20 protein-coding genes are annotated in these 19,407 nt (G+C 42.3%); 9 read left to right on the top strand and 11 right to left on the bottom strand.

The window, feature by feature from the left end:
* Nucleotides 1-30: 30 nt before the first annotated feature.
* Both ACQ76V_RS08915 and ACQ76V_RS08910 read left to right on the top strand, forming a co-directional pair.
* Nucleotides 31-915 carry a CPBP family intramembrane glutamic endopeptidase gene (locus ACQ76V_RS08915; RefSeq protein WP_441000138.1) on the top strand — a complete coding sequence of 295 codons (885 nt, stop codon included), beginning with the start codon at nucleotides 31-33 and terminating at the stop codon, nucleotides 913-915.
* 58 nt (nucleotides 916-973) lie between these two features.
* Nucleotides 974-2,224 (top strand): serine hydrolase domain-containing protein, encoded by a 1,251-nt coding sequence (locus ACQ76V_RS08910; RefSeq protein ID WP_441000137.1) that lies wholly within the window; start codon nucleotides 974-976, stop codon nucleotides 2,222-2,224.
* 239 nt (nucleotides 2,225-2,463) lie between these two features.
* Here the strand turns inward: ACQ76V_RS08910 and ACQ76V_RS08905 are convergent, their stop codons facing one another.
* The 11 genes from ACQ76V_RS08905 to ACQ76V_RS08855 all read right to left on the bottom strand — a co-directional run bounded on the left by ACQ76V_RS08905 (nucleotide 2,464) and on the right by ACQ76V_RS08855 (nucleotide 12,095).
* On the bottom strand, nucleotides 2,464-3,597 hold the full coding sequence (locus ACQ76V_RS08905; RefSeq protein ID WP_441000136.1) for a serine hydrolase domain-containing protein: 1,134 nt from the start codon (nucleotides 3,595-3,597) through the stop codon (nucleotides 2,464-2,466).
* Nucleotides 3,598-3,674: 77 nt separating this feature from the next.
* Nucleotides 3,675-4,100, bottom strand: coding sequence for a hypothetical protein (locus tag ACQ76V_RS08900; RefSeq protein WP_441000135.1), 426 nt, complete (start codon nucleotides 4,098-4,100; stop codon nucleotides 3,675-3,677).
* 74 nt (nucleotides 4,101-4,174) lie between these two features.
* Complete coding sequence (locus ACQ76V_RS08895) at nucleotides 4,175-5,287, bottom strand: BamA/TamA family outer membrane protein (protein WP_441000134.1); 1,113 nt, start codon at nucleotides 5,285-5,287, stop codon at nucleotides 4,175-4,177.
* Entirely contained in the window at nucleotides 5,284-6,315 is a 1,032-nt protein-coding gene (locus ACQ76V_RS08890) for an alpha/beta fold hydrolase (protein ID WP_441000133.1), read from the bottom strand. Before ACQ76V_RS08890 ends, ACQ76V_RS08895 begins: the two co-directional genes overlap by 4 nt.
* A gap of 1 nt (nucleotide 6,316) precedes the next feature.
* Nucleotides 6,317-6,484 (bottom strand): hypothetical protein, encoded by a 168-nt coding sequence (locus tag ACQ76V_RS08885; RefSeq protein WP_441000132.1) that lies wholly within the window; start codon nucleotides 6,482-6,484, stop codon nucleotides 6,317-6,319.
* Nucleotides 6,485-6,488: 4 nt separating this feature from the next.
* The gene (locus tag ACQ76V_RS08880) at nucleotides 6,489-8,024 is read right to left on the bottom strand and encodes a serine hydrolase domain-containing protein (RefSeq protein ID WP_441000131.1); all 1,536 of its coding nucleotides are present in this window, start codon (nucleotides 8,022-8,024) and stop codon (nucleotides 6,489-6,491) included.
* Nucleotides 7,999-9,117 carry a DUF6544 family protein gene (locus tag ACQ76V_RS08875; protein ID WP_441000130.1) on the bottom strand — a complete coding sequence of 373 codons (1,119 nt, stop codon included), beginning with the start codon at nucleotides 9,115-9,117 and terminating at the stop codon, nucleotides 7,999-8,001. Before ACQ76V_RS08875 ends, ACQ76V_RS08880 begins: the two co-directional genes overlap by 26 nt.
* Nucleotides 9,110-10,105 (bottom strand): Acg family FMN-binding oxidoreductase, encoded by a 996-nt coding sequence (locus tag ACQ76V_RS08870; protein WP_441000129.1) that lies wholly within the window; start codon nucleotides 10,103-10,105, stop codon nucleotides 9,110-9,112. The genes ACQ76V_RS08875 and ACQ76V_RS08870 overlap by 8 nt, the downstream gene beginning before the upstream one ends.
* Nucleotides 10,089-10,541, bottom strand: coding sequence for a hypothetical protein (locus tag ACQ76V_RS08865; RefSeq protein WP_441000128.1), 453 nt, complete (start codon nucleotides 10,539-10,541; stop codon nucleotides 10,089-10,091). Before ACQ76V_RS08865 ends, ACQ76V_RS08870 begins: the two co-directional genes overlap by 17 nt.
* Entirely contained in the window at nucleotides 10,528-11,406 is an 879-nt protein-coding gene (locus ACQ76V_RS08860; protein WP_441000127.1) for a hypothetical protein, read from the bottom strand. Before ACQ76V_RS08860 ends, ACQ76V_RS08865 begins: the two co-directional genes overlap by 14 nt.
* A complete protein-coding gene (locus ACQ76V_RS08855; RefSeq protein ID WP_441000126.1) occupies nucleotides 11,403-12,095 on the bottom strand; it encodes a DUF6064 family protein in 693 nt (230 codons plus the stop codon). The genes ACQ76V_RS08860 and ACQ76V_RS08855 overlap by 4 nt, the downstream gene beginning before the upstream one ends.
* A 459-nt stretch (nucleotides 12,096-12,554) precedes the next feature.
* On the opposite strand from ACQ76V_RS08855, the gene ACQ76V_RS08850 reads away from it, so the two are divergent.
* From ACQ76V_RS08850 to ACQ76V_RS08820, 7 genes are all read left to right on the top strand, one after another.
* Nucleotides 12,555-13,148: an outer membrane beta-barrel protein gene (locus tag ACQ76V_RS08850; RefSeq protein ID WP_441000125.1), complete on the top strand. Its 594-nt coding sequence runs from the start codon at nucleotides 12,555-12,557 to the stop codon at nucleotides 13,146-13,148.
* A 115-nt stretch (nucleotides 13,149-13,263) separates the two neighbouring features.
* Nucleotides 13,264-13,932, top strand: a complete 669-nt coding sequence (locus tag ACQ76V_RS08845) for a hypothetical protein (protein ID WP_441000124.1) — start codon at nucleotides 13,264-13,266, stop codon at nucleotides 13,930-13,932.
* Entirely contained in the window at nucleotides 13,929-15,068 is a 1,140-nt protein-coding gene (locus tag ACQ76V_RS08840) for a serine hydrolase domain-containing protein (RefSeq protein WP_441000123.1), read from the top strand. The genes ACQ76V_RS08845 and ACQ76V_RS08840 overlap by 4 nt, the downstream gene beginning before the upstream one ends.
* A gap of 46 nt (nucleotides 15,069-15,114) precedes the next feature.
* Nucleotides 15,115-16,299, top strand: coding sequence for a hypothetical protein (locus ACQ76V_RS08835; protein WP_441000122.1), 1,185 nt, complete (start codon nucleotides 15,115-15,117; stop codon nucleotides 16,297-16,299).
* 223 nt (nucleotides 16,300-16,522) lie between these two features.
* Complete coding sequence (locus ACQ76V_RS08830; RefSeq protein ID WP_441000121.1) at nucleotides 16,523-17,533, top strand: alpha/beta hydrolase; 1,011 nt, start codon at nucleotides 16,523-16,525, stop codon at nucleotides 17,531-17,533.
* A gap of 454 nt (nucleotides 17,534-17,987) precedes the next feature.
* A complete protein-coding gene (locus ACQ76V_RS08825; RefSeq protein ID WP_441000120.1) occupies nucleotides 17,988-18,638 on the top strand; it encodes a DUF2959 family protein in 651 nt (216 codons plus the stop codon).
* A gap of 26 nt (nucleotides 18,639-18,664) precedes the next feature.
* Nucleotides 18,665-19,102 carry a hypothetical protein gene (locus tag ACQ76V_RS08820; RefSeq protein ID WP_441000119.1) on the top strand — a complete coding sequence of 146 codons (438 nt, stop codon included), beginning with the start codon at nucleotides 18,665-18,667 and terminating at the stop codon, nucleotides 19,100-19,102.
* The last annotated feature ends 305 nt before the right edge of the window (nucleotides 19,103-19,407 follow it).

Here is a 19,407-nt window from a genome sequence, read left to right as displayed (position 1 = left end):
ATAACTTTAGTATTTTCGAGGCACTGAAAAATGAAACACTCAAAGAACCCCTCCACAGATTCGTTTACGATTTTCTCTATTATGCCATTTCTGATCATTACATTTGGTATAGCATGGGGAATTATTGCATTATACCTCTTCCTTCCAGATCAAATGGCTAGTATCTTTGGTCAATTAACAGGAGAGCATCCCTTGTTCTATCTTGCAACGTATGGACCTGCAATTGCCGCACTGACTATCGTTCTATATAAAACGGGCCTTAAGGGCACCAAGCGATTTCTCAGTCGCCTTTTAATGTGGCGCGCACCTGCTGTTTGGTACCTATTTCTGATTCTTGTTGTTCCAGCTCCCTTTTATATTGGAGCCGCCATAAAAGGCCTTCCTTTAACCGAAATGTTCCCCGTTTCATCACTCGGAGCCTATCTTGTGACCCTCTTCTTGTTCGCAATAAAAGGTCCGGTCGAGGAAATAGGATGGAGAGGATTTGCGCTTCCCCTATTACAACGCAAAATGTCTCCACTTTGGGCAGCCCTCCTAATTGGTATCATTTGGGGGTTTTGGCATCTACCCGCCTTTCTGTTGAGCGGGACTCCACAAAGCGCCTGGTCTTTTTCTGATTTTTTTGTTGGCACCATTGCGCTTAGTATCATTGCAACAGCCCTTTACAACGCTTCTCGCGGTAGCATCTTGCTGCCAGCCCTTTTCCACCTTCAAGTTAATAATCCGCTCTGGCCTGATGCTCAACCCTATGACACGATTCCATTTGTTGTTCTTGCCATTCTGGTTATTTGGTTTAACAGGGAAACAATACTTAAAAAGGACAGCGGCGTAACATCAATACTACCCCCAATAAAATCTAAGGAAGATGAAACAAAGGGCGTAAAAAATAAACAACCAGTATCCCCTGAACCATGACCACATCGAAAGATAGAGAAATCATGATGTGCTACTTTAAAACAAATATTTGATCAATATGGAATACCTAAAAGAAACTTTCATTCGGCTGAAAACTTCAGGGATACTTCGAAATGTCCTGTTTATCCTAGCGGCCGGAATTTTCTTTCTAGCTTGGAATTCAGCGAGCCAATACGAAAAAAATGCAGAAGAAGTATCAATAACCACAGGTAGTATGAGCCTGACAGATACATTCCAAGTAACTCTCGATTCGATGCGAGAAAGCTACGGCTTCCCGGGTGCGACTGCTGCATATAAGTGGACGGATGGTAGGATAGGAGTTGCTTCCACGGGATTTGCTGATGTTGAAGCCGGTACTCCCATGAAGCCTGAATCTCGCATGCTGGCTGCCAGTATCGGGAAAACTTTTGTAGGAGCGACTGCAGTTTCATTAGCAGATGAAGGCGTGCTGGATCTGGATGTTCCAATAGTTCAGTGGTTAGGTGACAGATCATGGTTTACCCGTCTTCCGAATCACGATAGTATAACATTGCGCCATTTGCTCACCCATCGATCGGGACTTCCGAATCATGTTTATATGGAAGAATTTGCTTCTGAAGCCTCCCGGCGATGGAGAAGACAAAATCTTCCGTTTCCGCCGGACTCGCTGGTTCAGTTTGTATTAGATAAAACTCCGTTATTTAACGCCGGTGAAGGATGGTCATATACCGATACCGGATTTATCTTGATAGGTTTAGTAATAGAGAAGGCAACCGGTCGTGATTACTATGACATCATAGAAGAACGCTTTCTGGATCCTCTAAATCTAAGATTAACAAACCCCTCCAATACACGCAATCTTCCGGGACTCGCCTCAGGTTATGCAGCTGAAAACCCATTCGGTTTTCCGCAAAAAACTACAACGACTGAAGGCAGGATGGTTTGGCATCCAGGCATAGAATGGACAGGGGGCGGCTTAGTGAGCACCTCAAGTGATTTAGCCCGGTGGGGAGCATATCTGTTTGGGGGAAAAGCTTTATCAGGAGAGGCTCTCAATCTGCTGCTAGACTCTAAACCGATTGATTCGAGCCACCCAAAAGTTCAATACGGTATGGGAGTTGCTATCTATCAGGATGGGCCTTACGGCAGGGTCTATGGACATGGTGGATGGATTCCAGGATATAGCTCCAGTCTTCGTTTTTATGAAGATCATAGTGTTGCAATCGCATTTCAGATCAACACCGATATTGGAATTGTAGAAGATACGAGCACAGTGATACAGACCTTGGAATCTCGTTTGGCTGAGGTAGTATTATCTGAAAATAAATAAGGAGGCAGGCCATACTTTTTGGAAGTTTTAATTATTTATCCGAGGCATATTAACTGCGGAGATATACTTTGCACCTGAATCAGGAAACTAACCATATTATGCTTAACTATACCCCTTTTAATCAATAGGCTATTTGTAAAGGCAACCTATTTCTGAACAGTGGAGATAACTGGAGGTTAATAGCTGGTTCGCTGCACATTCTTGAATTCAGAATATGCTTCTTTTGGTATTATTCAATTCTACGGGCGAAGGATATTGAGTATTTTTGGGACAATACGGAATGGCACTGCGGGTGCCGTGACTTCGTCTACGCTGCCTGCCAGCAGTATCTCCCATTGGGGGCAGTAAAACAACCAACAACCAGTGGAACCTGTGTGCCCTACAAGGTGCGGCATGGGATGTAGCGGAGAAAAGATTCTGGGAAGACGGAAACGCATCAGCCCTAGTCCATACTCGATGGGCCAGCTGGGGGCACGCAAAGCTGCACGGTCGAGAGGAAAGCCAAATCGATTCCAGTTTTCCTGCATCAAGCTAAACGTTCTCTGATCCTGAAATATATCGTTTTGCACCAAATGGCGCAGAAAGGTTAATGTATCACTTGCAGTGCTATACATTCCTCTGATTGAGCGTAATAATTTTGGGATCCGGAGCTCTTGTCTCTTATTGCGAAGAATCATTGGAACTGGTGTTGGATCCATTGGTTCAGAATGACCAGGAAAGTAAGTATGCCTGAGATCCATAGGTTCGATAAACATCTTCCTGTGAACCTCTGCCAACGGTTGTCCGGTAACCTCCTCAATGATTGCTGTAAGCAGCATGTAGTTTGTATCTGAATAGCGAACGTTTGGTCGTTTTGCAGTGAGGTCCTGAGGCGGGAAATGGGGCGTAAGCCGGTTTCGGACCCACGCTGCTATCTCTTCTAATGAGATTTTTCTATCGCCTTCCTCAATTACTTGGTCAACCAAACTCTTCTCGTTTTTTGGACTTTCCTCCAGCCAGTCTGCCAGGCCGGATGTATGCGAAAGCAGATGTCTTACCGTGATGCTCTCCGAATAATCAACTCCGTTCAGTTTATGCAGCCCCTTGATGAGTGTATCCGGCAGGTAGGTGGAAATTTTGTCATCTATATTCAACTCACCACATTCACTCAACATCATAACAATGACAGCGTTATACATTTTGTCGATACTGGCAAGAAAAAATGGCGTATCCTGGGTTAACTTCTCATCCTCTTCATCTGTTTTTCCTTTTATCCCAATCCATTGAAATGACCTATTTATACTCTCCACAGCTATGACAGCTTGCTCGATCGGCTTTCGAGCTGTTAGGTTTTCCAGTAGTTGTTGCAGGCGATCCTTCTTTGATTCTACCATTCTATGCTATTCTTATATTGTTATATAGCCACCAAATACCATGGGATAAGCTGTTTGAATCAAAATAAGACTGCATATTAGTTCTTAACTGTTTCAATCTTTTCGACAGGAAGCCAGTCATCCATATTGCCATAATTAGTTTTATCTATTGCAAAAGATTTTACTTCTTCAATGTTCTTCAGCCAAATTAAAACTATATATCTTTTCCCAGCCCATTTTTTAAATTGCCTATTGGATAATTGAAGTTTGTCTTGATGTTTTTTTACTAAAGCAACTGATTCTTCTGTAGACATTTTGTCCGAGTTAAAAACGCTTTCTACAATTCCTTTGGCTTTAACAACGCCTTCAGCATTGTTTCTTATGAAATATAAAATATCGCCTTCATTTACCCTTCCATAAGGATGTTTTCTGCCGGTTGCACCACGAATAATCATGGTTTTACTCCTATTTAGTAATTTCTCCAGCTCATTTGCTTTTGTATCTAGGTAAACAACATGGTCCATTTTTTTCTCCGATCTTATTTCAATTTGGTTATAGGTGAGATGTATCAATAGTTTTAAATAAAGTCTTCTCATAGTCAAAAGGCCTCTCCAAATTGCAGATAGAATCCAGTGGACTCCTTACTTATGCCGAAATCAATGCGTACATTCGTTGGGTCGTCTTTATTGATGTTAAAACGCAAGCCGGCGCCAGCCGTCCACTTATAGTTGTCTAGCGAAAAATGTTCAAAGCGGTTCCATACCTCTCCGGTAGCGGCAAAAACCGTGAAGCCGAACCTGCCGATGGCTTGCTGCCGAAGTTCTACCTGTATCTGGGCGGCATTTTGATCCCGATACCTACCACTATAATAACCACGATTAATGCGGTCGCCACCCAAGGTGGCCATATCATTGAAGGCAGGATTTCCAGAATGAAGCGTAACCAGACTCTGCATTGCAAGTACGGTCCGGCTATTGCCTGACAATTCCAGGTATCTTCGAGCATCCAACTCATAAAGCGTAGAGGATTCAGTACTGCCCAACCAGTCCGGGCTTCCCATTATTGTGAATTGCGCATAATGATTACGGGTAGGGGTCATATTACTGTTTCGGCGATCCCAACGCGTTACCCAGCCAATTCCTGCCGTTGTGCTCCCTCCGGTTCCACTAACATCTGGCGGAGCTATTTGTTCTCCATCGCTATTTTCAAACGACACGTTATAAAGTTTCGACCAGCGTAGCTTGGGACCAACAAAGAATCCTGGCTCTATTTGCCGCAACAGGTTCTGTTCCAGATTTACCTGAGTATAGAGCGAGGTCACCTCATCCGTCTCGCTACTAGATGGGCCTACTCCCCAGTAGCTTTCCGGGAAGTAATTGGCAAAATAGTTGCCGTTCAATGTCCAATGTTCTCCCGGCAATACAATATCAGGAATTATGCTAAAAAGAATCTGATTTTTTACAGTATAGATCGCTGAGGCAAACACACTTGAAGAGCGGGTTTCGGGGCCAGCTGCACCAATTTTAAACTGGGGAACAACCACTGCCCCAAACAGGAATCCCGTCTCAGGGCTTGATCCTATGGCCGGTAAAAAAAGAATCTTGTTTTTGTATTCAGACAAAACAACCAAGGTACTGTCCTGTGCACTCAAAGTAGTAAGGGACAAAAGTTGAAATACGGTTAAAAGGAACGCTATGATAACAGTTTTCATGGTACTGGTCGCTCCGTTTCTTGTTTTACGCGAACCACCTCTCGGTTAAACTTCTCCGGTTCTGCGATGAACGGAGTATGAGCAGAATTTGTAAACCGTACCAAGTATTTCCCTTGGGGAGCTTCCAAAAAGTCATAATACTCTTTCACCAGCTGGTGCGGAGTATTATAATCTTTCCGCCCGGTAAAAAAGTATACCGGTATGCCCAGTGAGTCGATTGAAGCAAACAGGTCAATACCCCTGGTCTCCTTCCACATTGGCCCGCTACCCCTGTTTGCCCCTTTGAACCACCTTATATAATCGGTTAGGGTATATTCGCTGGCCCCAAGCGATTTCCACAACAGTTGGGTAAAGCCGGCGTCCATGCCCCCTCCATAGGTATCTACTATTTTAATGAAACGGACAAAACGCTCGTGATCATCAAAAGGTGGTCCTCCAAGCCCGTCCAATGCTTTTATTTCATCCGGGGAACCACTTTCCTGAACCTTTTCCTGTAGCCAGCTCCATGAAATACTATCGGCTCTTGCAGGATCCACGACCTGCGATACTGATATGAAAGCCTCGTAATCATCAGGATATTCTTTCACAACGTGGATGCCGAGAAGCGTCCCCCAGGAGTGTCCCAATAGATAAATTTGTTCTTGATCAAACCTCTTTTTCAGATATGTGGTCAGCTCATGAGTATCTTGGATGAATCGATGTAGCGTCATCGTTTCTTCCCTGAATTCACTGTTGTTGGACTTGCCTGCACCACGTTGGTCCCAGTGCACTACAATAAATTCCTTTTCTAGTTCCTTGGTATAAGTATGATGGACCGGCATTTGTGCCGATCCCGGACCGCCATGAAGCCAAAGTAAAACAGGGTGATCATTATTTTCGCCCCTGATTAAAAGCCATTGCTGCATTCCACCAATCTCGAGGGATAGTAAATCTGCAACAGAGTTTGGCTTAGGTATGGGTTCTGTACACGCTCCACAACTTGATAGGAGTACTAAGGTCAATAAATATGCGACCCATTCTACTTTCATTTTATGTATCAAATTTAATTTTACGCTTAACCATCTCAGCTTTTAATTTTTCAGGAATCTCACGGCACTTGCATTGTTTGGCATGTTCAATATGCCACTCGATACGTTGGTCAATAGTAGGATTTTTGGGCATTGGGTGCTTCTTATGCCAGTTTTCGTTTATTTTCATTTCTTTAGTGATTTAAATTGGATAGTTGATCGTTACTGACAACCGGCAGCAGGGCAGAACACAACAGGGTCAGGGATAAAAACAGCAGTACCCATCCCAACCAAATGGCCCCTACCGGCAATATGGACGTGATAAATAGATAATCTTGGCTAACAGACCATATAAGGATGGCAAGTATTGCTACTCCTGCAGATAGCTCTATAAACCTGATTATAGGAGCTTGACTTGTGGTGATCGTCGGCTTTCTGTAGCCGGTAGTGATTCCATAGATAACCTGGCCTGCCCGCAATAACGTAACAAGCAAAGTCAGCCCGATGATGATTCTCAAGCCGGTTACAGCTTTGGTGATCCGGCCAAACTTTACGGGCCCAAAGCCCGTCCAACGCGACCAATCATTCAACACATGTGCTATAAATGGCCAGCTGCGCTGACTGTTAGTAAAGATTACGATACCGTCACCTGTTTCTGGAATAACATGAAAGTGAGTCATCCAGCCATGTCCCTGTCCCCCGTGCCACACCGCCTTTTTGCCATCCGGCAACGTTTCAATAAAATATCCGAAGCCATAATCGTCTGCCACAAAGCTAAAAATGCCCGATGTATTGATCTGTGGGGTTTGGATATCTTGAATACTTTCCCTATTCAGGACTTTAGGCTGCCGTTTATTGCCCCAAGCCATCCCAGCAATCGCAAAGCGGGCGATATCTTCAACCGTTGAAAACAAACCGCCGGATGCCTTGTAAGGATATACGTACGGAGGAACAGGGTTGCCATTAAGATCGTACCCCATGGGTACTTTTGGCGACCATTCTACATCCCAGTCAAAACTTGAACTGTGCATGTTAAGCGGGAGGAGTACCTCATTAATCATATAATCGTTAAAATCGCGTCCCGTCACCTCTTCGATTAATAATTCCAAAAGGTTAAACCCGGGATTGGAGTATTCAAAATTTGAACCCGGTTCATAGGTTAGCTGTACCTCCTTGCTAAGATATTGCCTCAATGAGGGTTTCTCGCTATCTGGTGAATATTCTTCACCCAGTGACCCCAGTGGTATTCCGGCACTATTGCTTAATAGTCTTCGGATGGTTACCTCATTAAGATTGTATTCCGATTCGGGCAGGGACCAATTATGCAAGTATTGCTGGACAGGGTCATCCAGGTTTATCAGGCCACGCTCTACTAACTTCATTACACCCCACGCTGTTACCGACTTTGAGATAGATTCTGCCCTACATATAGCGTCAATAGTCAGCTTCTTTTGCTGCTCAATATCAGCGTACCCATAGGCATTGGACCAAACTACTTCTTTATTCTTAACAAGTGCTATAGCAGTACCGGGAATGTTATACGCATCCATTAAAGACAAAATCTGCACATCCAATTGTCGGGTAAATGTATCAATGTGTGCCCCTTGATCAATTGATTGATTTGAACATCCTCCACTTATCAAAAGGATGACCGAGAGTCCTAGCAATTGATGAACTCTTTTTGTTATCCACTTTTCGATCGGTCTATTTAAACCATTCCATCTCATCATAATTGTAGTTTATCTGCTCCAGATTTATTTTGGCATAGGTATATTTCCCATCCGGTTTATGCCAAACCGCTTCTCCGTGTGATGCTACTTTCCTGCCTTTAAAATCACGATAATTGCTTAATGGGGTTGTCCATTCGTAGTTGGTGAAACTTTTTCCATCGGTAGATTCAGATCGGTCTTCGGATGAGAAGTTGATTAGTTCGCCATCCTCATTGAAAAATAGCGTGGCTTTAACTGTGTTGCCTTGATTTGAATAGGTTGCGTTTACGGTAGTAGAATCAATGCCCTGCCAGTTTATATTCTTATCAATCAGTGTGGCTGGTGCCAGGAAGCACATATCATTGAACAGGGTAACGGCTTCACTCCTGTTCATTTCCGGGCCTCGTGCATTTACAACCTCAAGTAGAGAGGCAACTTTTATCTGCATTGAAGCCGTTGGTCCAACATACCTATGGAGTCCTTCCATGGGTATACCATACATCGAAGACTCCATAAAAAAGATCCTGGCAGGCTGATCGAAAAAGTTGTATTGGATGGTCGTCACATCGAGGTATTCGGAATCCGGACTGGTTTTAAACTGACCTTGAAAAACAGCCCGAAAGTTATAGACCTTTTCCTTGCCAATGGCGCCGGAATACCTGATATATTTTTGTACAGGCGGAGGAAGGTGGGCAATATCCTCCTCAGTCAGGAGGCCCTCTTCAGTATCCTGATTTAGCCTTTTTTCAACCTCTGTTTTGAATTTATTTTGATAACTGCTTGGTAAATGAGCGGCAATAGAAATTATAATAGGTGCTATAACGATAATATTCGCAATAGTGCCAAATTTGGCATCACTCCAGGAAAGAATAATGAGAATCTGGGACAGCGTTACGGCAATAGCTCCAATTTTCCACCATATCTCATGTTGGCTCAGATAAAAAACCAATACAAGCAGAAAAAGAATTGAAGACAGCAACCAAAGCAGTCCCACAGGTTTGGATATTTCCTGCGTAAGCTGATCAACCTGGGCCAGGTTAAATGCCTTTACAAATCCCAGGATATGGATCAACCCATGAAGTAAAATGACGAATGAAAAAATGATTTTAACCATTAGCTTCCACCTTTTTATTGACCAAAACCTTATCCACACCTCTTCTGTGGGAATAAGGCATATTTTCCGAATACCCGAATCGAATTAATAAAAGCGGATGTTTCGATCCAAGATTCAATGTTGTGGCGAGCTTCTTTCTAACATCCAGTTCCTCACAAGGCATATTTACATGAGCATGGCTAATGCCCAGCATCGTTGCGGTAAGTCCAAATCGTTGAAAAGTTCTTCCCAGCCTAACCCAGTGAGCGACGTCGTTTTTATCAGTTACAAACAAAGCAAATCCCGCTGTGGCATCGATAAGCTTCTTCCAGCGTTTGGCTTCACTTTTCGCAGTGACAAAATATTTCATTACGATGTTACCGATAAAGTGATTCATGTTGGGCAAGCCCATACTTTTAATCCATAGCCCATCTCCTTTCTTCTCGGCTTCAGCCTTTGAAAACCGGAACCAGTCAACCAATTCCTCTACAAACTCCTTATTCTGAAACTGTTTATTGCTACCTTCAATGATAAGTGGTTCCAGATCATTAATTTCACTTTCACTGGTCAGGATTAACAGTTCAATGCCCTCAAATTCAAAGGAATTTCTCAGCTCATGTAAATCATCTTCCGGCACTTGCTGGTCGGAATAATTATTTCTGGTTGATTGCCTCTCTTCGATATAATTCAGCAGCTCATCTTCCTGAATGGAATCGTCGGCAGTAAAAGACACTACAATAAACGATTCGTCATCTTTTCCCGCTTTAATGGTAATACTGGACCGAAGTCCATATTTGGTAGCAGCGATGGCTATATTTTCAACAGCACAACCCAGGCTTATATAAAGAGCATGATTGTCACTGTCCACCACCGGTAACGCTCGACTGAAATCAGGATGGATCTCGATTGCATTTTCTTCAATAATGAAGTGCCAAGGCTGGGTATTGTGTCCGGAGGGTGCTTTTATCCCGTATTCTATAAGTTTTTCTAAATCAATTGTTGGTTTCATGATGAATAGGTTTTGATTGTAGGATTTTTCGTACAGCCGGAAGTTGGGTCAAAATCAATAATACGATCCCTACCAACCCGTAGACAAGCTGAAGCGGTGGTTCGGGTGCATATCCGATCATTGTTATTTGCACCGCGATCCATATAATCAAGGCTATACTTACCAATACTGCTCCCGGCCATGCCCACGGTTTTCGCTGCCATGAGCCTATTAATACTATCAGCGGAAAGATCCCCAGAATAGAGAAAAGTATGATGCCGGGAATCAGAAAATCTTGGAAGGATGTCCCCTCGAGAAGGGCCGTTGGCATCTGCAGTAAGTTACCGGTGGGATCCATTATTAAAGCGGTCCCGCCATAGAGTCCACTTGCTGCCTGAAAAAACAGTAAAGTCAGAAGCGCATAAAAACTGATAGGTCTTTTCTCAGGCGTATTCATGAACTGGCTCCCTGATATTTTTAAAAATAAGAATCGAGCAGATAATCGAGACCAGTCCAAAGAATGGAATAATTACGATTGCCGGCATAATGTTTTGTCCAAGCATTCCCATGGCTACAACCTTTGCGGTCAGGGCTGTCATCAATATCGAGAGGAAGATGAAATATACGGGGGTAAGCAAATACCCAAATGGCTTTCTCTTTATAAACAATAGCCCGGAAACAAATGAGAGCGGCAACAGCAAGCCGAGGTCCAATCCTTGTACAATTAAGGTTGTGTAATGCTCCACTTGCCCGGGGATGATCGATCCGTCCAGCAGGGGCGGAACAACGACCTGCAGCCACATGAGTGCAATGGCTATGCTATTGAATAACAGAAATCCACCAATAAATTTTACTGGTGTACGTTCGCTAAATCGCTCAGAAATATTGGTAAGATCGAAAGAAAGCAACGTCTGGGCGAAAGCGAAAAAGGTGGTACCAAGTAGTATGACGTAAACTAAAAACAAAATGTTGTACATTCCCATCACAAGATAGAACAAGTAAGTCACCAGAAAATAGCCCAGCGTGCCTGCCAGGAGAAATCGGCCTTTCAGAGAACCTCTTCGTGCCCAAATTAGGGATATTATCAGCAGTGGCACTCCAACAAACAGGGTTACGTAATCCTGGGCAATGCCCTGTGGGGCTACATCCTGCGACATGTGTTTATAGAGTCCTTTCCCGTAAACAGTTACCGTTTCTCCTCTTACTGTTTCGATGTCATACGGGCCAGGACCACCAGAAGAGAATATTCCAACAGAGGCACCAATAATTGCCAATAGCACAATTACTGAAGACAAGACAGTTATGGATTTCTTATGCTTCATGTCGACATTCCTTTTTTTCTGATTTTTGGGCTATAAACAGGTCTGCCACCTTGTTTGTAGTTGCGATATACCAGTAACGCTACACCTAATATACCGGCTACGACCAATCCCATATCTTCATAAATAGTAAGCCGGAAGGCGGCAGAAAAACCGATTAGGGACCAGAGTCCGGGTATGATTAACAGCCAGGTTGAGACTTTCCCATTTGTATGGAGTATCAATCCGAACGTGAAAATGGTCGTTGGGCACGGTGCCACCCCAAAGACCGGTGATTGTGGGTAAATATGTCCCATCCCGTAACCCAGCAAAGGGTAGATCAGCATCCCATAAATAATGAAAACAGTTCCGACTATTCCATAGATATCACTTCTGAATACATAGGTGAATTTAACTTTAGACCCATTTAAAATGAGGAACCCAACTCCTTGCAATAGGAACAGGGATCCAAACAGATAGGCGGCTGTATTAATATCAGAAAAAAAGGTAATGTGATATACCCCTCCCATCCATAGCCAGAACGCACCGAGGATAAGATTTACCCATATATCAGTCGTTTCTTTTTGTTTTGCGATTAAGTAGAGTGAAGCCACGCCCAATAGATAAGCAAATAGTTGGACAGGCCAGATGGCTTGATTGTAGGTAGAAAAAACCTGTAAAAACTGGTCGATTGTAAATGGTAATTCCCCCATTTTAGCCTCCAATTTTCATGTTTTGGATTGCTCCACGAATTAAGAAAGTATCTTACTAACTATTTCATTTTTAAAATGAAATAACCATGCCAACTTAGATTTTATATTAGATATACCGTTAATAAATCTTTTCCTGTAATGATTCTTCCCATAACCTATGGGAAATTTTTAAACCTCTAAGAAAGTCCATGCGATCTTTACTTCAACCAAACCCGCACTTTTGCAAATAAAAACATTCCAGTACTTGCAAAATTGCAAGATCAGGCAATTCAATCATTATTGAACCACTCTACTTATATCGCTTATCCATGTTTTTAAGAGGCTTTTCATTCTATAAAGCTGTCAAACTTATTTTCATCATTTCAGGCATATAAATTGCATTAGATATTTGAAAGTACCTATCTCTTCTAAAATGAAGAGGGGTACAATCAACTTTTTTAAAATTGAGAGGTAATTACGATGAAACGCATTTTAATATTAACAGTATTGATTGGACTCGGTGTGGTACTATTGCTATCCACACAAACTACAAACGCCCAAAGCCGTATCAGCTGGGAGCTACGAACCGGTGTCGACTTTGCTACACAGGAATTAGGCAATGCAGATCTTAATACGGGATTTGGTTTTGATGGAATTCTGTCTTATCGATTTATGCCGCACACTTCCGTATTTGGAGGCTGGGGGTGGCATCGTTTTACATCGGATGATTCCTTTGCCGGATCAAACATGGATTTCGAAGAAACAGGATATACTTTTGGCCTGGAGTATCTGCATCCATTGGGTAGCTCAGCGTTAGATTTGTATATCCGCGGTGGTGGTATCTATAATCACATCGAGGTTGAGAGCAGCGACGGAGATATTACTGCAGATTCCGGTCACGGACTGGGCTGGCAAATTGAAGGCGGTCTCGCATTTGATTTAGGCAATCGGTGGATACTAAAGCCGGGAGTCCGCTACCGTTCACTCTCCAGAGATATTGATATTGGCAATACAACCACAGATGTCGATTTGACTGTTTTTAACACGTCAATAGGCATTTCGAGAACCTTTTAACAGCCATCAAGCCGGGAGCAGTAGTTATGTTCCCAGCATTTTATAAAAGTAGCGCAGAGATATCGGCCTTGACTGATTTTCTTACTACTTCTTAATACAGTTTGGAGGGACGATTATGAAATCAAACATCTCAACATCAGTACGGTCATTGGGTTATTGGTCAGCAATATTTTCATCAGTGTTCAGTATCGCCTACATCATAGCACAATTGATAGAATGGATGGGGCTACTCGGATCACAGGGTGGACCAGAAAGTATGAGCACTCCAATGGGGCTCGTTTGGCTGCTAACCCCTTCACTGCTTCTGGGAGTCTCCTTTGTGATCCTCATGGTTAGCATTCACTACTGTGCCTCCGAAAGCGACAAGATATGGAGCCACCTGGGACTTACATTTGCAACAGCCTATATGGTCCTGATTGGCATTGTCTACTTTGTACAGCTTACTCTGGTTGTACCACGACTCATGAGTGGGAATACGCAGGATATTCAGCTACTGATTTTTACTCCGTTCGACTCTTTTTTATATGCAGTAGACATCCTGGGATATAGTTTCATGAGTGTGGCAACACTGTTCGCATCCAGAGTATTCAAAGGTGAAGGCTTGGAAAAAAAGGTTCGATGGTTTCTCACTGCAAACGGAGTGCTTATACCGTTTCTTGTATTCCAGATGTACTATCACCCCCTCATCTTTATTGCCAGTTTATGGGCGATAACGTTTCCGGGATCAACGATCTCGCTAATCATCTTATTCAAGCGACAGAAAACAAAAACTCTAAAGCAATGAAACGGCTATACCTGATCATATTCTTAGCTGTATTTACCGCCTGTGGGAGTGTAAGTAATCCAGAGAGAGCTATTAACAATCTTGAGCCACGTCCCGGTGTATCCAGTACGCAGATCGACAGTATCTCTCAAACACTTCGCTATTTCCCAAATCAAACCCAATTTTCAATTGCTTTTATTGCAGACAACAGCTTCACATTTTATGGAGCTGTAAGAACCAATGACACGCTGAAAACCATCGATAATAAAGACAGCGTATTTGAAATAGGATCACTGTCCAAAGTATTTACTGCTGCCTTGCTCGCAGATCTGGCAACAGAAAACAAACTCCAGCTCGATCAGCCTATCCAGGCGCACCTGGACTTCCCTCTTCACGACAGTCTGCAAATTACTTTCAAAGAATTGGCCAATCACACATCGGGCTTGCCGCGGATCCCCTCAGGATTTGTCTGGGAATCCCTTTGGCACATGGATAACCCATATAAAGATTATGATGAGAAAAAATTGCGGGAATACTTGAGTCACGAAATGGAGCTTGCCAACAAATCAGAAACACCTTGGCAATATTCAAATATCGGGGCAGGTATCCTGGGCTACACCTTGACACAGATTGAAGGACAATCCTATGAACAAATGCTTCAGCAACGAATTTTTGCTCCGCTGGGTATGCAACACTCAACAACCCAACGAAAATTGGTTAAAGAAAGCTTAGTAACCGGGCTCAATAAAAGAGGGAACCCAACCTCTTACTGGGATTTGGGAGCCATCCCGGGCGCCGGTGCTATTGTTTCTACGGCTGAGGATCTGGCCAAGTTTGGGCAAGCCAACTTCGATCCCAATAACGAAGCCTTGAAACTACAGCAACAAAAAACCTTTACCGTAAATAAGGATCGGGACATGGCCCTGGGCTGGTTCATCCTAAAGCAGGATTCCACCACCCTTTGGAACTGGCATAATGGAGGGACAGGCGGTTACCGCTCCTCAATAGTATTGGATGTGGATGAGAAAAAAGGCGTAATCGTTTTATCAAATATTTCGGCGGGACATAGTCATGCGGCTAAAATCGATTCGTTAAGTTTTTCCCTACTTAAAAGCAAGGAAAACCAAACCCCTAGCCCTGAAATGCAACTATTTTGATGTTTAGAATAAAGGTAGCAATAACACGGATTTAAATGGCAAAGAAATGAAGACACTAAAGAAAATATTGCGAATCCTCGGAAAGGGATTGAAGTGGTTCTTCATCTTTTTGATAGGGCTTCTTTTGATATCTGGACTGTACAACCTGACGCTGCCTGATTCATCATTGGTGACTAAAAAGCTGACGACCTCTCAAAAGGCATACCTCGCAGAATACATGCACCTACAAAATCAGTTGACAAAGGATGTCTGGCCTGGATTTGGTGACGTTCAAATTCCTGTTATTGTATACAACGAAGAATATGCGTTTTTGATTGGGCTTGAAGAACCTGAAGCTGGTTGGCACAAAATGCCCTCCATGGAACACCGGGGAGGACCATGGGAAAAAGTGAGCAACGATCGTTTTTTGGATATGTATTATTACCGCCAGCCGCTACCCGACAAAAACAAAACGCCTGAAAATTTTACGGCTAAAGTTGGTGATAAATGGGTTAGTACCATGCAAACGAGAGAATACGCAGAAGTTGCATTTTATAGTGGGTTCCGAAATAAACTACCACCCGTCATAAATTGGGTGTTTCCCTATAAAATATTCTGGAATCTCATTATGGGAAATGCAGATACCTATGTTAGCGGACTAATTCACGAGGCCTTCCATGCCTACCAAGGAATATCTACTTATGATAAATTTAAACAAGCTGAATCTATTGCTCGACTGTCATCAGAATACCCCTGGGAATCACCTAAAAACAAGATGGGATGGAGCCAAGAAGCCGACTTATTACTTCTGGCCTACAATAGTGAATCCTATGCTTCCCTAAACCAATATATCAGCAAATTTTTGAAGCACCGTGAGCAAAGAAGAGTCTCAGCTAATATTTCTCCACAGCTCATTGAATATGAAAGAAAACGGGAGTGGCTTGAAGGGCTGGCAAAGTACGTGGAGCTAAAAACTGGTATTATTGCATCTGAATCCACTCAATATGAATCTTTCCCACAAATAAAAGAATTGAGTGACTTCAAGCATTATCAAAACAGTACCAATTATCTCAAACAACAAATTGATGAAGTAAGCAGAGCAGCATCTCGCAGTGGAGAAAGCCGTTTTTATTACTTGGGCATGCTTCAAGCAATGCTGTTGGATCGAATAGCACCAGAATGGGAAAAGAAAATTTTTAAAGAGAATATATATTTGGAGGATCTTCTTAAGGCAAATGTTACTCCAGGGTAAGAGCTATTAACATAATTACCTTGAGAGGGATTAAAAATAACTTAGTTAGTTGATATAAACTGAATAAGCAGTAATCTGATAAAGATGTATATAAAAGATTTCAAAAAATAGATAATAGCAAATATTACGGGAGTGCAAAATTAATATGCCGGCCAATATCAGAACAGTTACCTTATTTATCTTTGTATGCTTCCTTTTATTGATAGCAGGCCTGTTTTTCCTTGTGCTAATTAATAGTTCAGGGAAACCAAAACCATTTCTTGATGAGAATGATAATATTATCCCGAATAGCATATCTGAAAAACGATACCTTGAGCTTAACGGTGCAGAGTTCGGACTATTTATTAAAGGCAAAGATAAGAATAACCCCGTCTTACTCATGTTACATGGAGGGATGCCTTTTTACTTTATTACTCAGAAATATCCCACTGGCCTTGAAGAACTATTTACGGTTGTCTGGTGGGACCAACGTGGAGCCGGGTTATCATATAATTCCAAGTACAATTATCAAGATATTACGGTTGATGACCTAATAGAAGACACAAAAGAGTTCACTAACTACCTGAGAGAGCGATTCTCTCAAGAAAAAATATACCTCATGGGCCATTCCGGGGGAACCTACCTTGGAATAAAAACCATAGAACAATACCCGGAGTTATTTACGGCCTATATCGGAATTTCCCAGATTACCAACCAAAAGCTGTCTGAGCAGAAAGCGCATCAATATATACTTGAGCAGTACGAGAATGACCAATCCAAAAGAAAGTATGCGCGTCAGCTGCGGGAAAACCTGATTGAGCTGAGCGAACCTATTCCGGACGCTTATTATGAGATAAGAGATTATGCGATGCATGATTTAGGAGTGGGCACGATGAGAAATATGAACAGCGTGGTAACAGGGCTTTTTATTCCATCTTTAATGTTCCGGGAATATACCTTAGGGGAAAAGTTTAATCTCTGGAGGGCCAAGATAAATTCCGGAGTGAGTGTTATCTGGGATGAAGTTATCTCACACGACCTTTCCAAAGAAAGTACGCAATTCAAAATTCCCGTCTACTTCCTTCATGGAATTTATGACTATACCGTTAACTATGAATTGGCTTATGACTATTTTAGCAAAATAAAGGCACCTGAAAAGGGATTTTATACACTAAAAGAATCGGCACACAGCCCGATATTTGAAGAACCCGGCAAATGTCTCAAAATTATTAGCGAAGAGATTCTCAAAAAATGAATAGACTATACCTGATCAAATGCTTAGGCACATTAACCGCATGTGATAACATTAGCGAACAGAGAAAGTCGGAATACATTCTAACGGTAAAAGTCATTAAAACGATCTTTTCTAAATGGGTGCAATTTTGAAAATCTTGCTTGCTCATCAATACTTAATCTCACTACTATACAATTGAAGTAAACGTTTGGCCTTCGTCGATTAAATGCGGATTGGCGATCCCATCTGCACCGTTGTGGCTGCGATGATACTGCTTGTTAGATAAAACTGTAGATAATGATCCGGTTATAATGTTTTTTCAATCGCTCATGGTCTCTTCACACCAGCTATATGTGAAATATGTAAGTCTTAATCGACAATCCGTAACACTTATAGATAAAAAAGTGCCCATCTTGCTCCTGTGACAATTAATTCACACTTGTCCCGCCAATTGCGGGCTATAAAGGAGTTCAACATGAAACTAATAAACAAAACAATTATTCCGAGCTTGGCGCTATTTATAATAGCAGTCTTCGGCATAGCCGGATGTGCTTCGACAGGCATGCAGCGTTCCCAAGACACGAGAACAACCATGGAAACCATGGATAATGATATTAAATCGGCTTCCCTGCAACTGGATGCTACCGGAGCTTCGTTGGATAACCTGATGAGATCTGATCAAACCGATGTAAAACAAGCCTTTGACTCCTATAAAGAGAATGTGGCAACGATGGAAGCTATAGAGAAAAAATTTGCCAAACACGCCGAGCAAATGAAAGCTAAAGGCAATGATTATTTCGAAGAATGGAAAAAGGAAGGTAGCGAATACAAAAATCCTGAAATACAACGACTAAGCAATGAGCGAAGAGCTGCTCTTAGAGAGGTCTATGGTAAAATCGCTGAAAATAGCATCGGCGTAAGTGAAGCATTCAAAATGTACGTTTCTGATGTAAAGGAAATACAAACGTACCTCTCGAATGATCTGACGCCCAAGGGAATCAAAGCCATTGCCCCGACCTCTACCAAGGTGGTCAGTGATGGGGATCATCTAAAACAAGCGATCCAGAATGTTCAAATAGCCATCCAAAATGCGAGAGCAGAAATGTCTCAAAGCGGGATCAGCTAATAACGAACTCACTTAATTCTAACATTATGAAAAAAATAATTTCAACTTTTTTTATCTCCTCATTCGTTGCTATTGTCCTTTTAACAGGCTGTAACAGCCCGGACCAAAAGATGGAAAACGCAAAATCAGTAGTGGTTGAAGCCAATAATGATATGCAGCAAGCCGCTCGTGAATTGATAGCTGACATAAATCAATACCGAAAAGAAACAACCAACAGGATAGCCGCCAACGATTCAACAATCACGGCATTCAAGGCCAATATAGCCAATATAACAGGGGACGTGAAGGTGGCTTCTGAAACACAATTAGCCATACTCAAGCAAAAGAACAGCGACATGAAAAGGAAACTTGCTGACTATAAAGGTGACGGAAAAGAGCAGTGGAAAACTTTTAAGCTCCAGTTTAGCAGTGACATGAATTCATTGGATAAAGCCTTTGATGATTTGACCAATAAAAAATTGTAATATCCTGCTCATAAGGTATCACCTATTTTTATTCTTAATCCCTGAAAAATATTCATCAGAACATAGAAACATAAAAGGACAGAAATAAACCTCTGTCCTTTTTTATTGAATCTTCTTTTCCTCATTCGATACGTATCCCATACCCTTGTACCCATGGCAACGTTACTACTCCTGATTTCGGGTTTACATTGGGAGTAGCATAAGGGGAGATCTTCAGAACATCGACTTATTAATTCCCATCTCAAAAAATTTTACACCCTAAGCAGTATTTCTATCACTCAGGGTCATTTCTCTTTGGCTATAAA

The organism is Fodinibius sp. SL11, from assembly GCF_052060035.1.
Classification (GTDB): Bacteria; Bacteroidota; Rhodothermia; order Balneolales; family Balneolaceae; genus Fodinibius.
The sequence above is the reverse complement of the archived record's forward strand: the minus strand, read 5'-3'. Positions and strand labels throughout refer to the sequence as shown.

Bases quoted from the DNA above. Each gene is read 5' to 3' on its own strand.
- ACQ76V_RS08820 (WP_441000119.1), top strand. From the start codon at position 18,665: ATGAAAAAAATAATTTCAACTTTTTTTATCTCCTCATTCGTTGCTATT.
- ACQ76V_RS08915 (WP_441000138.1), top strand. From the start codon at position 31: ATGAAACACTCAAAGAACCCCTCCACAGATTCGTTTACGATTTTCTCT.
- ACQ76V_RS08890 (WP_441000133.1), bottom strand. From the start codon at position 6,315: ATGAAAGTAGAATGGGTCGCATATTTATTGACCTTAGTACTCCTATCA.
- ACQ76V_RS08860 (WP_441000127.1), bottom strand. From the start codon at position 11,406: ATGAAGCATAAGAAATCCATAACTGTCTTGTCTTCAGTAATTGTGCTA.
- ACQ76V_RS08850 (WP_441000125.1), top strand. From the start codon at position 12,555: ATGAAACGCATTTTAATATTAACAGTATTGATTGGACTCGGTGTGGTA.
- ACQ76V_RS08905 (WP_441000136.1), bottom strand. From the start codon at position 3,597: ATGGTAGAATCAAAGAAGGATCGCCTGCAACAACTACTGGAAAACCTA.
- ACQ76V_RS08825 (WP_441000120.1), top strand. From the start codon at position 17,988: ATGAAACTAATAAACAAAACAATTATTCCGAGCTTGGCGCTATTTATA.
- ACQ76V_RS08855 (WP_441000126.1), bottom strand. From the start codon at position 12,095: ATGGGGGAATTACCATTTACAATCGACCAGTTTTTACAGGTTTTTTCT.
- ACQ76V_RS08885 (WP_441000132.1), bottom strand. From the start codon at position 6,484: ATGAAAATAAACGAAAACTGGCATAAGAAGCACCCAATGCCCAAAAAT.
- ACQ76V_RS08870 (WP_441000129.1), bottom strand. From the start codon at position 10,105: ATGAAACCAACAATTGATTTAGAAAAACTTATAGAATACGGGATAAAA.
- ACQ76V_RS08835 (WP_441000122.1), top strand. From the start codon at position 15,115: ATGAAGACACTAAAGAAAATATTGCGAATCCTCGGAAAGGGATTGAAG.
- ACQ76V_RS08900 (WP_441000135.1), bottom strand. From the start codon at position 4,100: ATGGACCATGTTGTTTACCTAGATACAAAAGCAAATGAGCTGGAGAAA.
- ACQ76V_RS08875 (WP_441000130.1), bottom strand. From the start codon at position 9,117: ATGGTTAAAATCATTTTTTCATTCGTCATTTTACTTCATGGGTTGATC.
- ACQ76V_RS08895 (WP_441000134.1), bottom strand. From the start codon at position 5,287: ATGAAAACTGTTATCATAGCGTTCCTTTTAACCGTATTTCAACTTTTG.
- ACQ76V_RS08910 (WP_441000137.1), top strand. From the start codon at position 974: ATGGAATACCTAAAAGAAACTTTCATTCGGCTGAAAACTTCAGGGATA.
- ACQ76V_RS08880 (WP_441000131.1), bottom strand. From the start codon at position 8,024: ATGATGAGATGGAATGGTTTAAATAGACCGATCGAAAAGTGGATAACA.
- ACQ76V_RS08840 (WP_441000123.1), top strand. From the start codon at position 13,929: ATGAAACGGCTATACCTGATCATATTCTTAGCTGTATTTACCGCCTGT.
- ACQ76V_RS08845 (WP_441000124.1), top strand. From the start codon at position 13,264: ATGAAATCAAACATCTCAACATCAGTACGGTCATTGGGTTATTGGTCA.
- ACQ76V_RS08865 (WP_441000128.1), bottom strand. From the start codon at position 10,541: ATGAATACGCCTGAGAAAAGACCTATCAGTTTTTATGCGCTTCTGACT.